This window comes from Kitasatospora sp. NPDC088779, from assembly GCF_040685395.1.
Taxonomy (GTDB): domain Bacteria; phylum Actinomycetota; class Actinomycetes; order Streptomycetales; family Streptomycetaceae; genus Kitasatospora.
In genome coordinates this window covers 180,173-196,258 of the sequence record NZ_JBFBHW010000011.1, presented here as the reverse complement: position 1 = coordinate 196,258, position 16,086 = coordinate 180,173, and the positions used below count along the sequence as shown (strand labels likewise).

At 69.0% G+C, this 16,086-nt stretch carries 8 protein-coding genes and 1 pseudogene; 3 read left to right on the top strand and 6 right to left on the bottom strand.

Translation table 11 applies throughout. The annotated features are described in order from the left end of the window. The first annotated feature begins 138 nt into the window (after window positions 1-138). Window positions 139-1,143, top strand: coding sequence for a hypothetical protein (locus AB0P03_RS13370; protein WP_363628825.1), 1,005 nt, complete (start codon window positions 139-141; stop codon window positions 1,141-1,143). A 1,083-nt stretch (window positions 1,144-2,226) separates the two neighbouring features. Here the strand turns inward: AB0P03_RS13370 and AB0P03_RS13365 are convergent. After that, window positions 2,227-2,688: a hypothetical protein gene (locus AB0P03_RS13365; protein ID WP_363628824.1), complete on the bottom strand. Its 462-nt coding sequence runs from the start codon at window positions 2,686-2,688 to the stop codon at window positions 2,227-2,229. A 315-nt stretch (window positions 2,689-3,003) separates the two neighbouring features. On the opposite strand from AB0P03_RS13365, the gene mobF reads away from it, so the two are divergent. Together mobF and AB0P03_RS13355 are read left to right on the top strand one after the other, a co-directional pair. Continuing rightward, entirely contained in the window at window positions 3,004-8,022 is a 5,019-nt protein-coding gene (gene mobF / locus AB0P03_RS13360) for a MobF family relaxase (protein ID WP_363628822.1), read from the top strand. 135 nt (window positions 8,023-8,157) lie between these two features. Next, window positions 8,158-9,705 (top strand): serine/threonine-protein kinase, encoded by a 1,548-nt coding sequence (locus AB0P03_RS13355; protein ID WP_363628820.1) that lies wholly within the window; start codon window positions 8,158-8,160, stop codon window positions 9,703-9,705. Window positions 9,706-10,275: 570 nt separating this feature from the next. Here AB0P03_RS13355 and AB0P03_RS13350 read toward each other — a convergent pair. The 5 genes and pseudogenes from AB0P03_RS13350 to AB0P03_RS13330 form a co-directional block, all read right to left on the bottom strand. After that, entirely contained in the window at window positions 10,276-11,160 is an 885-nt protein-coding gene (locus AB0P03_RS13350) for a GIY-YIG nuclease family protein (RefSeq protein ID WP_363628818.1), read from the bottom strand. A 158-nt stretch (window positions 11,161-11,318) separates the two neighbouring features. Then, window positions 11,319-11,663 (bottom strand): annotated as a pseudogene (locus AB0P03_RS13345) (NUDIX hydrolase); the annotation flags it as partial. Window positions 11,664-11,961: 298 nt separating this feature from the next. Beyond that, a complete protein-coding gene (locus AB0P03_RS13340; RefSeq protein ID WP_363628817.1) occupies window positions 11,962-13,146 on the bottom strand; it encodes a hypothetical protein in 1,185 nt (394 codons plus the stop codon). A 70-nt stretch (window positions 13,147-13,216) separates the two neighbouring features. Then, window positions 13,217-15,106 carry a hypothetical protein gene (locus AB0P03_RS13335; protein WP_363628815.1) on the bottom strand — a complete coding sequence of 630 codons (1,890 nt, stop codon included), beginning with the start codon at window positions 15,104-15,106 and terminating at the stop codon, window positions 13,217-13,219. A gap of 384 nt (window positions 15,107-15,490) precedes the next feature. Continuing rightward, window positions 15,491-15,940, bottom strand: a complete 450-nt coding sequence (locus tag AB0P03_RS13330) for an endonuclease domain-containing protein (protein ID WP_363628813.1) — start codon at window positions 15,938-15,940, stop codon at window positions 15,491-15,493. Window positions 15,941-16,086 lie beyond the last annotated feature (146 nt).

Below are 16,086 nucleotides of genomic sequence, written 5' to 3'. Positions count from 1 at the left end.
AGGATCGGCTGGGCAAGCCGCTGGCCCCCTCCCACGAAGCCCGATCCCGAAAGACCGCTACCTCGCGCAGGTAGATTAGTGCATGTCGAGCCGGGGAGGGCGCCTCCCCCTGAACACTCACCCCAAGGAGCCCAGCCGATGGCCCCCGCCCCGACGCTCGCCGAGCGGCTGGACGCCGCCGCTTCAGACAGCCTCAGCGTCGCCGACATCAGCAACGCGACCGGGCTGTCCGAGTCCACCGTCCGCCGCCTCGCCAAGGACCCAGGGTGGCCCGAGCCCGAGGAGTCCGGCGACCACCGCGAGCAGCGGTACCCGCGTGAACCGGTAGCCGCGTGGATGCGCGACAACCAGGCCGCACGCATCAACGCGGAGGAACTGCCGGGGGACGACAGTGACCGCGTGACCCTCACCGAGATCGCGAGCCGGACCGGTGGCCTGCGTGAGACCGTCAGCCGGCTGCCCTCCACGTACAGGACCAGCACCGACCCGTTCCCCGCCGCCGACGCGCTCGGCACCTACAACTGGGGCGAGGTCAAGGCGTGGCTCGGCCGACGGGCCGGCCGTACCGGTCCCCGCGGCGCCACCCAGCCGCCCGCCCCGACTCAGGCGCCGACCGCACCGCCGGTGCTCGACGTGCTCACCACCGCGATGATCGAGCGGCTCACCGGTAAGGGGAAGGAGGCAGTGAAGACCCTGGTCCGCCGTCCCGAGATCGCCGAACTCAGCTCCGGGAAGGTCGGCCGCCTCCGGGTGTGGCCGGCGGCCACCCTGCTGCCGCTGCTCTGGAACCTCGGCTACCTGCCGGAGTCCGGCCCGCTCGGAGCCGAACCGACCGCCGTCCTGGTCGAACTCGGCTACCTGCCCGCGATGGGGAAGCCGAGCGCCGAGCAGATCGCCGTGCTGCGCGCATTCGGCTACGACGAGAAGGGGAGCCCCGAGCACCGTGCGTGGCTCGCCGGACCGCTCCGAACCGCGACCGAGCTGTCCAAGCACTACGGGGTCAGCCTCAGCGCGATCAGCAAGCGCATCGCCCGTGCCCAGGAAGCCGGCCAGCCCGTTCCGCACCCGATCGACACCGAGGACGGCAGGCGGTACGACCCCCGGGCCTTCGACGCCTTCTGGAACCCCCCGGCCGCCGGGTAGCAGCCCAGAACACGACGACGGCGCCGCCGGCCAACAGGTCGGCGGCGCCGTCGTCGTTCCGTCTTCCGCCCGTGTCCGAACGGCACGGCCGGTAGCCCCGCCTACCGCCTCACAGGCTCGGTGTCTCCGGCGCGGGCGGCCTCGGGGTAGGACTTGAGGAGCATGTGGTGCCGGGTCCCCCCCCTCGATCGCCGCCGTCGCTTCCCGGGGGATCACCACGATGCCGTCCAGCAATCGCACAGCCCGGCGGTAGGCGCTCTGACGCTCGGCGTCGGACGCTCCGTCACCCACCGCGGTGCGCAGCAGCCGCTGGGCCTGCTCCACCGCCGCGCGCTCCCGCTCCGGCATCTGAGCCGTGCCGACCCTGCGAGCATGGCGGTCAGCGACCTGCCAAGCGATCTCCAACGCCGTCACGGCCCGCCCGTACTCCACCGCGCCGTCGGAGCCGGCCACGGACCGGGCGTCGGCCGCCGCCGCGAGCGCGTGCACCAGATCGGCCGTCTCCCGCACAGCGACATCCGCCAGCAACGGACGCTCCAACACCGCCAGGATGTCGCCAGTGAACTCCCCGTACTGCTCCAGCACGGCATCGTGCCGATCCTCGACACGGCGCAGCCGCAGCCGCGCGGCCCGGTCGTCCGTCCGGCGCTTCTTCACGGCCGCAGCCACCACCGCCACACCGGCCACCGTCACGACCGCGCCCGCCGCCAGCCCGATAGCGCCCCACGGCACCGCGAAGCCGCCGCCGTCAGCCGGCGCCGACTCGGCGGGTGCCGCGTCCGCCACCGAGCCCCAGACCGTGGGGAGCAGTTTGAACGCCAGCCACGGAATCGCGGGGATGACCGCTCCGGCAATGAGCCCGCCGACCGGGGAGCCGCCGTGCCGGCCCTCCAGGCCGTACCAGGCAGAGCGGACCAGCGCGCCCAGGGCCACCAGAGCGCCGCCGAACAGCGCAGCCCACTGAACCCACTGCTCAAGGTCCTGGTTCATTTCCGGTACGTCCTCGGGGTAGTTCGAATGCGGCACATCGTCTCACGCTGTCCGCAGCCGAAGCGGTGACGAACGGCGCCCGGCCTCTGCCGATCACCCCTGCACGACGTCACCGTCCCCCGTGGCGCCGGAGCCAGCCGCCGCGCCTCCAGACCCGGGCGCCACCGCCGCGACCGCTGCGGCACCACGGCGGTCGCCGCGCGGCTTCCCGGCCCCGGTGATGTCTGCCAGGATCGCCCGGACCTCCGGCAGCGACAGCCCCGTCAGCTCCGCGATCTGATCACGCGGCTCACCCATATCGGCGAGCGCCGCCACCGCCTCCCGCGCCAGCCGCTCCGGTTCCAATGCCGCAGCCTCCGCGTCCGCCAGGAGCTTCTCCGCCCGAGAACGCGCGGTCGCCCGCAGCTGCTCCGCCCTCCCCGTCTGCTCGTAGAAGTCGGCCAGCGCCGCCTCCACCTGCCGCTCGCGCCGAAGACGCTCCGCGTCCCGCGCTGCCTTCGCCTGCTGTGCCGCCCGAACCGCATTGGCCCGCGACGTCGAAATTCTTCCGCTCATGCATCGAATATAGCCGATAAAGCCTAGGCTGCAAACCCCTTTGAATCCCTCTCGATAGCCTTCGATAAACGTTGAGAAAAGTCGATAGAGAATCCGAGTCGCACGTCACATATCCAGCGCTTCTAGCGCCCTGAGCTGCCCATATGCCAGAATCGCCAAGCCATCCAGACACCTCTTGCAGATATTCTGAGCATGGTCCGCTGCGCGGGGCTAAAGTACTCGCATGGCATTTGATGAGGTAGGTGAATCGGCGGCTCGAATAGCCGTCGCACCTACCCTCATCCAGGTTCCGGAAAGCTGGGGGTGGTTGCGTTGATGACCATCCACAAGCTCACCGCCGGCAACGGCTACACCTACCTGACGCGCCAGGTCGCGGGCGGCGACGTACAGCGTCAGCGGGGTCAGTCCGCGGAGGAGTACTACACCCAGAAGGGCAACCCGGCGGGCGTCTGGCTCGGCCGCGGCGCCCCCCTGCTCGGACTCGACGGGACCACCGTCACCGAGCAGCAGATGAAGCACCTCTTCGGCCTCGGCCAGCACCCGGACGCCCAGCGCATCATCGACGAGTACCTGGCCGCCAACGTGCGCGCCGACATGGACGACGACCAGCTCAAGGCCGTCCAGGCCGCCGCCGTCAAGGCCGCCACCCTTGGCCGCAAGTACCCCGAGTACGAGCCGCTGGACCCCTTCGCCGAGCGCGTCGACCGGCGCCTGGCCGTCATCGAGAAGGAAGCCCGGCGGGCGCCCACGAGCGCCGAGATCAAGAAGGTCCAGCACGAGGAGTCCCGCCGCCAGCGCGCCGCCGTCGCCGGGTTCGACCTCGTCTTCGCCCCGGTCAAGTCCGCGGCGGTCCTGTGGGCACTGGACGAGCGCCCGGAGGTCCGCGTCGCCGTCCGCGAGGCCCACGAGGCCGCCCGCGACGCCGCGCTGGAGCTGCTGGAGGAGCACGCCGCACACACCCGCACCGGCAGCACCGGCCAGGCCCAGATCGACACCAAGGGCCTGGTCGCCGTCGCCTTCGACCACTACGACAGCCGGGCCGGCGACCCCAACCTGCACACGCACCTTGTCGTCGCCAACAAGATCCAGGGCGTCGACGGGAAGTGGCGATCGCTCGACGCCCGCGGCCTGCTGGCGATGACCGTGGCCACCTCCGAGTTCTACAACTCCCGGTTCGAGACCGAGCTGACAGCCCGTCTCGGCGTCACCTTCGAGGCCCGAGAGGACTCCGTCACCAAGCGCCAGCCGGTGCGCGAGATCGTCGGCGTCCCCGTCGAGGCGATCACCCACTTCTCCTCCCGCCGGACCGAGATCGAAGCCCGCTACGAGCAACTCCTTCGGGAGTACCGGCGCGAGCACGGGCACGACCCCTCCCGCGGCATGACCCACCAGCTCGCCCGCCAGGCCAACCTGGACACCCGCGAGGGCAAGAAGGCCGCCCGCTCCCTCGAAGAGATGCGCGCCGACTGGACCCACACCGTCACCACCGCCCACGGCCAGGACATCGTCCACCGCGTGATGGCGGCCGTTCCCGCGCCTCAAAGCGCCCCGGCCGCCGCCCAGGAGGAGCCGAAGCCCGTCGAGATCCCCTCTCTCGCCGCCGCCGTGATCGCCGCTGTCGGTGAGGAGCGCGCGGTGTGGACGGTGTGGAACCTGCGCGCCCACGCCGAGCGCCTGGCCCGCTCCGAGCACCCCGCCACCAGCACCACCGAGCACCGGCAACTGGTCGAGGCGATCCTCGCCGAGGCCATCTCCCCGGCGCACAGCGTCCGCATCGACGCCCCCTCCCTGCTCACCGAGCCCGAGGAACTGCGCCGGGCCAACGGCGACTCCGTATTCGTCCAGCACGCCTCCACCCGCTACACCAGCACCGCCATCCTGGACGCCGAGCGCCGCCTAGTCACCGCCGCCCTCACCCCTGTCACCGAGGGCCCGAACCCGGCCTTCGTCGGCGCCGCCCTGGACGGCTTCGAGGCCCGAAACCGTGCACTCGACGAGGGCCAGCGCGCCCTCGTCACCGCGTTCGTCACGGACCCCCGGTTGGTCTCCCTCGGCCTCGGCCCGGCCGGCTCCGGCAAGACCACCGCGATGCAGGCGTACGTCCACGTCGCCAACCAGGCCGGCCAGCGCGTCGTCCCGCTCGCCACCTCCGCCGCCTCCGCCGCCGTCCTCGCCGAGGACCTCAAGCAGCCCGCGGAGAACCTCCACAAGTTCCTCTGGGAGTACACCGGCGGCAAGTACATGGGCGAGCTGCTCAGCGGCCAGAAGGTGCCCAAGAGCCGGGCCGGCTTCGTCCTGAACCCGGGCGACGTCGTCCTGGTGGACGAGGCAGGGATGGCGGGCACCCTCAACCTGGACAACCTCGTCAAGATCGCCGCCCAGCGCGGCGCGACCGTGCGCCTGCTCGGCGACTACCGCCAGCTCAGCAGCGTCGAAGCGGGCGGCGCGCTGCGGCTCATCGCCGCCGAGGCCGGCGCCGTCGAGCTCACCACGCTCCACCGGTTCAGCGACAAGGCCGAAGCCGCCGCCACCCTCAAGATCCGCACCGGCGACACCGCCGCGCTGGACTTCTACTTCACCAACCAGCGGGTGGTCAGCGGCTCGCGCACCGCGATGGTCGAAGCCGCCTACGAAGGCTGGAAGACCGACATGCTCGCGGGCCGCACCACCCTGATCAGCGCCCGTACCGGCACCGACGTCACCGCCCTGTCCGCCCGCGCCCGCGAGGACCGCGTCGCCGCCGGCCAGGTCGAGGCCGACGGCGTCCTGCTGCGCGACGGCAACCGCGCGGGCCGCGGCGACTGGATCGTCACCCGCAAGAACGACCGCAAGCTCACCACCAACCGGGGCCGCGACTTCCTCAAGAACGGTGACGCCTGGGAGATCCTCAAGCGCCACGAGGACGGCTCCCTCAAAGTCCGCCACATGGAGCACCGCGGACGCCTCACCCTGCCCGCCGAGTACGTCGCCGCTGACGTCCAGCTGCTCTACGCCTCCACCATCACCCGCTCCCAGGGCGGCACCGTCGACACTGCCCACCCCCTGGTCACCGACGACACCACCCGCGAGGAGCTGTACGTCCAGCTCACCCGCGCCCGCCACACGACCACCCTCTACACCGCCACCCACGAACTCCTCCCGTTCGACACCGACGAGCAGCTCGACCAGCCCAAGAACGACCCCGACTCCTTCGCCGCCCGCGAAGTCCTGGAGCGCGTTCTGAGCCGCGAGGGCGCTCAGCTCTCCGCCACCGAGACGATCCGCAGCGCCCAGGAGGACGCCGTCTCCCTGGCCACGCTCGCGCCCCGCCACCAGCACGCCGTCGAGACCCTGACCGCCCCCTACTACCACCAGCTGATCCACCGACTCCTCGGCCCCGCCCTCGCCGAGCAGATCACCACCGACGACGCGATGACCGCCGTCACCCGCGCCCTGCGCAACGCCGAAGCCGCCGGCTGGCAGCCCGAGCGCCTGCTCGCCGCCGCCACCTGGCGTGGCGACCTGACCACCGCCGACTCCCCGGCCCAGGCCCTCGCCTGGCGCCTGAACACCATCACCGAAGACCGCCCCGCCCCCGCCCACCTCAACGCCCCGACCACCGCCGACACCACCCGCTACGCCGTCCTGCTGGCGGCGCACACCGGCCTGCCCGCCCACCGTTTCGACCCCGAGGCCGCGACCACCGAACCGGCCGCCCTGCGCATCGCGCCCGCCGCCGCCCAGGCCGCCGACGCGCACCCGCAGGTCTCCACCGACACCCTCAACCGCTACGCCACCACCGCCGCAACCGCGCTCAACACGGCCACCGACAAGGTCACCACCCACCCGCAGTGGCCCCACCTCGCCGGAGCCCTGGCCGCCGCCGAACGCACCGGCCGCGACACCACCACCCTGCTCACCACCGCCGCCACCCACACCACCGGCACGAGCGACCCGGTCACCGCCCTGACCCGCGCCGCCCGCACCACCCTGGCCGAAGACGGCATCCCCGAGCACCACCAGCAGGCCCCCGCAGCCCTCCGCCACCAGGCCCTCGCCGCCACCGTCCTCGGCGACGAGCACGCCACCCGCGCCCTGGGCGAGAACACCTGGCCCGCCCTCACCGCCGCCCTGCGCCGCGCCGAGAGCGCCGGCCACGAACCCGCCACCCTGCTGCGCCAGGTCGCCGAGAGCCGCCCGCTCACCGGCGCCGACAGCCTCAGCCAGGTCCTGGCCTGGCGCATCGGCCGCTCCCTCGCCGCGCAGGCCCCCGCGACCGCCGACCAGCATGGCGACCGCGCCGAAGCGGAGCTCTGGCGCACCCTCGCCTGGACCCTCAAGGCCATCGAGAACACCGGCACCGCCGCGGAGACCGCCCTCTGCGAGGTGACCGGCCGCACCGCACTGCCCGAACTGCTCCAGCACGCCCAGCAGCAGGCCCTCGCCCACACCCGCGCCGCCTCCGGCCGGGCCGACCTCCCGGCCTGGATCAGCGCCGTGCCGCGCTCCACCGCGGCCAACCCGCTCCACCACGCCTACCTCACCGACAGCGCCGCCCTGATCGCCAACCGGCTCTCGGTGCTCGCCGACCGCACCGTGGAGAACCGCCTGGCGTGGAGCCGGACCCTCGGCGAAGCCCCGACCGACCCCACCCAGCGCACCCAGTGGCAGCAGCAGCTCGCCGTCGTCGCCGCCTACCGCGACCAGTACCGGGTCACCGACGACAACGCAGCCCAGCCCGCCGGCCCCTACATCGAGGAAGGCCGAACCGGCCACCACGCCTACTGGACGGCCGCCGAAGCCGCCATCGCCGCCCGGCACATCGCCACCTCGAACGCCCCGGTGGCGGCCACCGCGACCAGCGACGAGCAGGCCCTCCGCCGACTCGCCACCGACGTCTACCGCACGCTGCCCGAGGCCGACCAGGCCGAGATCCTGCGCACCGTCGCCGTCCGGGCCGGCGCCGCCTGGCTCGCCGGCCGCCCGCGCCTGGACGACGCCGCCCTTGCCCAGCAGCACGTCGCCGACCAGGTCAGCACGGTGCTCGCCGAACGCCGCCAGCTCACGGCCGAGGCCACCCAGTCCGAGCAGCAGCAGACCGAGGAACGGCGTCAGCCCACCCTCGCCGAGCGCCGCCGAGCCGGCCGCCAGGCCGAGCGCCAGGCCCACCGCGACCAGCTCCACCAGCGCGGCGGACAGCCCGCCACCCGCACCGCCCGGCCCGCGCCGAACCGCCGCGTCGAGTCCGCCGACCAGCGCCAGGTCCCGGTCCAGCGTCCGGCTGAGCAGCGGCAGCCGCTGCAACCCCGCCCGCAGCAGATCCAGCAGGATCAGCATGGACCGCGCCTTCGCTGAACGCCCAGGTAGCGGCTTGCGAATGCTGGATGATTGCGCGTCAGAATCCCAACTATCCTGGAGGCAATGCTGACGGTGTCCAGCACGGCGCGAGTGCGCGGCTGGCACTTCGAACGTTGATGGGACGATGGCGGCGTGCAAGAGACGCGGGTGGTGCTGGGCGCCAAGGGGTGGCTGATCGGCAGGCGCATCGGTGACTCCGGCGGTTTCGGTGAGGTCTTCGAGGCCACTGCCGAGGACGGCACCTCGGCCGCCGTGAAGTTCATCCCGCAGCACAGGGAGATCGCCGGACGGGAGCTGCTCTTCGCCGACGTCAAGGCCCGCAACGTCGTCCCCGTGATCGACAAGGGCGAGGTCGCCGAGTGGCAGTTCAGTAAGGGCGGTCCAGCCGCTGCGTGGGTGATCGTTATGCCGCTGGCCGAGACATCACTCGAAGCACACCTCAAGGTAGCCGGAGGCACGGTCCCCCTCGCCGAGGCCATCACCATCCTGCTGGACATCGCGCTGGCGCTGTCCGACCTTGCCGAAGGCGTGGTTCACCGCGACCTCAAGCCGGCCAACGTCCTGCTGCTGGGCGGACGCTGGTGCCTGGCGGACTTCGGCCTCGCACGCTATGCCGATGCAACGACAGGGACGATGGACACCTGGAAGGGGGCCGGGACTCCGTGGTACCAGGCCCCCGAAGTCTGGAACTACGACCACCAGACGGTGGCCATTGACGTGTACTCCTTCGGCGTCATCGCGTTCCAGCTGCTCAGCGGCAACCTCCCCTTCCTCGGGCCGACGCGCGAAGACCTCCGTCGCCAGCACGTCCACGAGGCACCGCCCAGGCTCCCAGGCGTACCGTCGATCCTGGCTGCCCTCGTCGCGGAGTGCCTTCACAAGCTGCCCGAGCTCCGGCCAACTCCTGCCGAGGTTCTTGACCTGTTGACCCGGGCGGGCGGGCCGGCCGTTGAAGGCGGCCGGGCCGCGCTCGCCGCCGCGAACCTGGCCGAGGTGACTCAACGGGCCGAGCAAGGTCGACTGTCCGTCCAGTGGAACGCGGAGGCGGAACGGCGGGAGCAGATCCTTGCGGTCGGCGAAGCCGACCTGACCAGGATCTCGGAGATCCTGCTGAGGGAGATTGCGCACCAAGCCCCGGCCGGGACGGTCCAGGACCTGGGCCAGGACGGATGGATCTTCACCCTTGGCCGGGCGACACTCGCGTTCTCTTCCGCCCGCCCCGCCCACGACTGGGTCGGTACTTCGCCCCCACCGTTTGACGTCATCGCCTACGCAGCCGTGACGCTTCAGGTGCCCGACTTCCATCCCGGGCCCCACCCCGGGTTCGCCAACCCGGGCGGAGTCGGTACTTACGGGTACAGGGGACGGTCCCACTCCTTGTGGTACTGCAACGCCCGTGGCGGGCGATATCGATGGTTCGAGACCGCCTTCATGACCTTCCCGACGATCAACCAGCATCCGCGAACCGAGCCGTATGCACTCCGGCCGGACGTGGGCGCCCGCAGAGCCTTCGAGACTACGGACCTTCATCAGGTCGCTGTCCCGTTCAGGCCGCTGGACGCAACCGACCTTGATGCGTTCGTCGACCGGTGGGCAACGTTGCTGGCAGCAGCGTACGACGGGACGTTGACCTTCCCGCGACAGTTGCCCGAATCGGGCGCGGACGGTAGCTGGAAGTAGAGCCAGAGCATCAGCGTCCGCAGGGCGAACGGTCGCCGCGGTCGCTGATCAGCAGGCCCGCTACCAGTTCCGAAGGGCCCTCTCGCATTCACGGCATCGACGATCCTCAAACTCTGCCGGGTACCACGGCTCCCCGTAACTGGCCCGGTAGTGCGTATGTACCAATGGGTCGGTCCAGCCCGGTAGTGCGTGTGCACCAACAGGTCGGTGCGGACACCGCAGAGCGTCGTAGGCAATGGGTCCTTCAGCACATCGGGATCGCTCGCGGCGGCGTGGACCGACCGGACGAAGGCGGGGTCCGCCTCATCCGGGTGCCCTTGGGCTGATTCTGGACTCGCTCGATGGGGGGCGGGCCCCTCGACTCCATCGACAAGGAAGTCAGGACATTGACCGGCTGACCGCCAACAGCAGGAATGTCGCGATTCCTGCCGGCATCGGCCAGGGGCACCCGCGCCACCGAGGTTCTGGAGCTTCCCGCCCGCCGACGACACAACACCCACGGTGGCCACTCGCTTTAAATATTAGTGGCTGGCAGGTTTGTGCGTAAGGCAGGGGCGGGTCGTCGTCTCACTAGGAGGTCGTGGCGTCGTCTTCGTAGAAATATCGGGACAGATGGCTCTTGTTCTGCTCCCTAATTTCGGCGATATGCTTCTCGATCGCCTCTGCGGGATTGCCTAGTGAATTGAGATCGAACCACTCGCCTCGGGCGCGATAGGCGGAGAGTCTGCCATGTAGTGCTTTCTCAAGTGCGCGGGTTCCCTCGACGAGCCACAGAACGTCAAGTTTTCCCGGACTTCCGGTCTGCAACTCTCGAAGGCGCTGCATCGGGTTCTTTGCCACGCCGATTTTGATGAGCCGAGATCCGGCGGCCGTCATCATGTAGACGTGAGTTCGACTCGCATGGGGAACGCTTGAACCGGTAGGTGGCTTGCGATAGGAGATACGTGCTCGAACCTCCTGGTCTTTCCGGGCTGACTCCTGGGCCTGCCGCGGAACGAGGGGATTGAGCATGTGGCTGTCGCGCTGGTATGTGAACCAAACCCAGCCGTTGATAATGCCTGCTGAATAGGCTCCGTCGGTGCCCGAAATTACGCGCTCACGCCCGGTGAGATGTGAAAATGACAGCTCTAGGTCGATCTCTCTCGACCTCTTCTTGATAATATCCTCGGGATTGAATTCCTCTACGGCCTTCCTCTGCTTGACCTTTTCCTCTTTGATCTTCTTGATCCTGTGCCGGTTAGCAAAGGTGCTTGATTGCTCTTCGAGGATGGCGTGCAGGTCTTCGAGATACTCCAGTCGTTCGGTCGCCTCGGTGTAGCCAGGCAGGATCTCTGGGCCATCTGCGGCGAGGAGATAGCCCACGCGGTACCCGGCCCAGTAGGCGCCGATGACGCTGGTGTTGATCTCGACGTTGAGGACGCCGGTGGTGAGCCTCGGGTCGGTGAAGCTGGCCAAGTGTTCTCCTAGACGAGGGGTTCCGAAGTTTCGGTCCGCCAAGGACAGAGGGTGTCCAAGATCAGCTCGTGACGGCCGACGCACTTCACATGAAGAGCGATTGCGAGAACGGCGAGCGCTACCCACGCAGCAGTTGCTCGTCCAGGTATGCCTGACGACGGCTCGAACGGGCCGTACGGCACGTACTCGGCGACCTGCTCGTGCGTGATCCACGCCGGCGCGCCCAGCTCCTCGGTGTCCACCACCGTGGCAGCGCAGCTGGCCACCTCGCACGCGGCGTACGACATCTGTCGCCCGGTCTTTAGGTGGACGCGCTTGCCGAGCTGGCGGACGGCCTCGACCGGCAGGCCGACCTCTTCGGCGGTCTCGCGGACAGCGGCTGCTTTCAGCGATTCGCTGGCCTCGACTTCACCCGTGGGGAGTTGCCGCAAGAGCTCACCCTCGGAGACACGGCGCTGGACCATCAGAACACGGCCGTCCTGGAGCACGATGGCGGCGGCGATGCCCGGATTGTGCTGGTTGGCTCAGTGCCAGCCACTCAGTCATTCTGGGACTCCTCCAGGGCGGCCAAGATGGAACGGGACGATCGTATCGACGGGGACGAACCAGGGCAGCACGTTTCGCGGAACCCCCAGCACGTCGGTGTTCTCGATTTTGTCCTGGTTCTGGGCCTCACCGCTGCCACTGTCGGTTGCGGTCCCCGACGCTAGCCTGCACGACTGCCAGGACCTGATCCTGCCCGTGGAGGCGATCCCACCCATCGGTGAAGCAGCGTCTCTACACGTGCTCCGGCGAGTGCAACTAGGAGGGTTCGAGGAGGTCTGCCGTGATGCGGTCCCAGGACGGCCGGTCTTCGTCGACACGACGGACCACTGTCAGCATCCGTCCGTCCAGATGGGTGTCCAGCGACTGCGCGTGCCGCGCGATGTGGCCACGCCTTGTTGTCCGATCAGGTAGACGGTCGGCAAGGACTCCGAGGAGGACTTCGTGGGTGGCAGGGCCCAGACGGTCGGCCGAAACCCATCGTCCACGCATCAGGACACCGCCAATCTCGCCTTCCACGTCGCCCGTCATCTCGAACCGGCGGGCCAGCGCCGCATCCATCAGGTCCTCCGGGCTGAGCACCTTCTTCCCGAACAGGGCTTTGTCGGAGCGAACCGGGCGAATCTCGGCTCGGGACCGAGGCTCGTCCCAGTCCAGGTCCTCTACCCAGGGTTCCTCGGCTGGAGCTTCAGCCCGCGCGGATGCTCTGCGGCGCTCTGCCCGGATCTCCCATACTGCATGTCCCGGCTCGTCGATCCACGTCAAGTCCAAGGCACTGTCGACGCTGTCACTGGCGGGCAGGAAGATGTCGACTCCCACACCAGCGGGACCGATCCATACCCAGCTCATGAAGTATGCGTGGCCCGCGTGGGCGGCCGACCATGCGGCGAGCTGGAGTAGCCGGCCTCGCTGACCGGCTGTCGCCGTCTCGGGGAACAGCTGCTTGGCTCGGCGCCTGCGTCCCCGGGCCTCGCCCGCAAGCGGTCCCCCTGCCACGTGGAAGAGCAGGTCTGGGCGAACTCCTCCGCCGCCGTACTGCTTCACCAACTGGCCAGGTAGGACATCGAAGCTGTGCAAGCCGTCGGCCGGTGACCAAGCGAACAGGCACTCGCTGGCGGCGGTCATCACTCCAAGGCCGGTGGCTTCCGCGACGAACCTGCTGATGTGCCCCGAGCTGGCCAGCAGCGTCTTATGCTTCGCGGTGAGGAGCGTGCCGGGTGCGCCTGCGGTGATGTAGCTGAGCAGGAGGGCAACCTCGTGATCCCGTACGCGCGGATCGATGATCTTCCGCAGGTCACAGGCAAGGGCGTTGATGTGGATCAGTCGTGAGAGCGCCACAGGTAGATGTCCTTGGCCGACCTCGACGGCGACGATGTCCGAGATGCCGTCCGGATCGGCTTGGACGCTGAACTTCCACAGGCGGGCCCGCACGCTGGTCGTCACCTGCCGAGCCTACAAGGCTGCAAAGATGCTGGTGGGCCCGGACGGTTGCCTCCGGGCCCACGGCTCCGAGTCAGGCACGAGCCTTTAGAGAAGGGGCCGACCGCCCGACTGCGTGCATCGCGAGCAGGTGGGCGAGGTGCGCACTCGTGGCCAGGAGGTCTTCGCGCGCGCGTGGACTGACGTTGTCCAGGACGGTGTGCTCCTCGAAGATCAGTTCGCTGGTAAGACGGGTAAGGACGGGCGTGCCGAAGTCGGCGAGTCGAGCGTCGGCGGCGTCCCGGAACTCCACAGGCGGCTGGGAGTGCTTACTCCCCGGAACGAGAATGAGGCCGGCTACCGGGATGTCACTTGCCAACATCCGGAGGTTCCGCTCCCGCCAGGCAGTCGCGGACTCGGCCGGTGTCAGATCGACGTGGCGGCCCACGTGCGTGGCCTGTTGGCCGCCGGTACTCGCGACGGCGATCGTGGTTGCGTAGCCCGGGTCTTCCACCGCGACCACGAAGCGATCGGTGATCCCGTCCAGCATCGTGGGGCCCATGTACCTGTAACTGTGCGAGATGCTGTCCGCCAGGATGATCCAGTCGAAGTCGGACCGGGCCCGCGGGATGAGCTTCTCCAACGCTTCCCAGCTGTGGCTTCCCACGTGGACGTGAAGCTCTCCCGGGCCGCTGGTGAGACGAAGACGCTGCCAGGGCGCATCCTCTGTCGGGGCCGTTGGACGAGGCCGTTCGGGCCACGTTGGAGGGGGATAGGCCGCTGGCTGCGCGGATGCCTCGCTGACGTCGTGAACGACAAGCACTCGCCAACCGTGCTGGGCCCAGCCTGCGCCCACGTGCAAGGCGATCTTCCAGCATGACGTCTTGCTCAGGGAGTAGCCCACCGACTCAAGCTGCACGACGAGTCCGGAGTTCCGGTCGTGTCCGTCCAAGGACGGCATCGCGCCATTGGGTGCGGGTCGGAGCGGCGAGACCTTGTTCTCCACAAGGGATTCCGCGAGGACCGTGAACGGCCTGGGACGGCGTGCTGGAAGGTGCTCTGAGGTGGCCCGAACAGTTCGCACGGTCAGCACTCCGTTCCACCCATGGCCGGCCTCCCGTGGGACGAACCGCATCCGGCACTCATCGGGGCCGCAGGCGTGCATTGCCCGATCCCAGATGAGGTCGGGCCCTGCAATCGCGTCGCCCAGAACGCAGGCAATGCGATCATCGTGGACCGCCGCCCCCTGGGTGACGACGCGGTCGAGCAGCCAGTCGACACCGTGCTCGACTTCCGAGCTGGAGACCCTCAGGTCCAGGTGGCCCTCCAGGCGCGTCCAGATCCCGGGACGACGCAGCAGAGCGCTGGCCAGGAACTGCGACGTCCTGACCGGCGGTGTGACCGGGCTGGGCTTCTGCCGGCCCAGCGCCCGAACGGCCCTGCGCCCGTGTACGAGCTTCGGCTTAGGCAGCGGCGAACTGGTGCTCCACATCACCCGACGCCCTCGCGCTGTGGTGGCAGCCGCGTGCTCAGCCAGGAGTTCAGTCAGGTCGGCACCCTCGGTCCACAACCGCAACTCCCCGCTCGCCTGCCTGTGGTCGAAGGCCACGTGCACAGCGGTACGGACGGGCCGGGCCAGGAGGCCAGCGACTCCGTGGATCGTCTTGTCACTGTCCCGGGTCGGGAGCAGATCGAGCACCGGCCGGAACGCCTCGGGCCCGGCGAGATGGACGTCCAGCCGATTCGGCAGCGGGCTCACATCGATGACGCCGAACGGAGCCGTGCCGAGATTAGCCCCGGTTGTGCTGCGGGCGACCGCGGAGAGAAAGAGCGCTTCGAGGAGCGCCTGTGTTCCGTCGGCCTGCGGGATGAGCCGAGCGAAGCTGTCGAACTGGCCGATGCGGAGTCGGACCACTTCGAGCGGCTCCTGGGTGAAGTCGGCACGCGCTGCCGCTGCTTGCTGGTGCATCATGATCGCTTCCACTCTGGAGAAGTGAGGTGCCCCGACCCGGCGCGAACTGACGCAAATACGTGGTGAGTTTGTCCTTGGCGATGGCGTGCGGACATACATGCGAAGAAGGTTCTCCGTCGGTGCCGACAGGTCGGATAAGGCACCCGGATCTGGCCCCTCGCACGGGCCAGGCTGATTCCAAATCCTAGGGCATTACAGTCGGTACTTCCGGCACCTGCTGGACTTGTTCACTCGATTGGGGGGATGAGAGCCGTTCGGTGCACCACCCCTAACATGGTCCTATGGAAGCAGATGGTCGCCACCGAGCACGGTCTCCGGAGCGGCTGTGGGCTGAGGCAGTAGTCGTCGTATATTGGAAGATCACAGGGAGCCAGCCACCTCCGCTTGCAATGGAGGCTAAAATGCATCTCCGAAGGAAAGCTGGCCCGCTGACTCTTCAACCGACCGCATCTTGCGGCCATACCGGAAGCGGATTCCGAGCAATTCGGTAGGTGGGCGGAGCCGATAGTTCAGAAACCGGCCATCCGAAGTTCGATGACCTTCAGACGAATTGCACCAAATGCAGAGGTAACCGCGCAGCATGCCGGTGGCGTGATTATGGTCCTGAACCAATCCCGATTCTCGGCAGCGGCGGGCCTCGGGGCGAGTCTCCTGCCACCAACAGATCGCGCAGCGGCCCTGCTGCCAGTTGAACAGGGAAGTGGTCTCGGATGCCCAGCGCGCTCCTCCCGTGTCGGGGAGCGGCCAGAACCAGCATGCCGGCCAGAGGTGTGGCAGCCATCGATCGACAAGCGGCTTCGCCCAGCGGCGCAATAAGGCCGCGCTTTCCCGCTCTTCGTCGGTCATGCACTTGCGGCAGGAATATGTCCCTGCTGAGACGGGCCCATCGCACGTGGCGGCTGCGCAGCGGACCCCCGCCCAATCCCGCCTGACGATGGCTTGCGCGGCCAGCACTTGTTCCACGAAGTCGGGAGTCATGACAGGAGATTCGG

What these genes read in the sequence shown, in the direction of transcription:
- AB0P03_RS13370 (WP_363628825.1), top strand. Translation starts at nt 139, where the DNA reads ATGGCCCCCGCCCCGACGCTCGCCGAGCGGCTGGACGCCGCCGCTTCA.
- AB0P03_RS13365 (WP_363628824.1), bottom strand. Translation starts at nt 2,688, where the DNA reads ATGAGCGGAAGAATTTCGACGTCGCGGGCCAATGCGGTTCGGGCGGCA.
- mobF (WP_363628822.1), top strand. Translation starts at nt 3,004, where the DNA reads ATGACCATCCACAAGCTCACCGCCGGCAACGGCTACACCTACCTGACG.
- AB0P03_RS13330 (WP_363628813.1), bottom strand. Translation starts at nt 15,940, where the DNA reads ATGACCGACGAAGAGCGGGAAAGCGCGGCCTTATTGCGCCGCTGGGCG.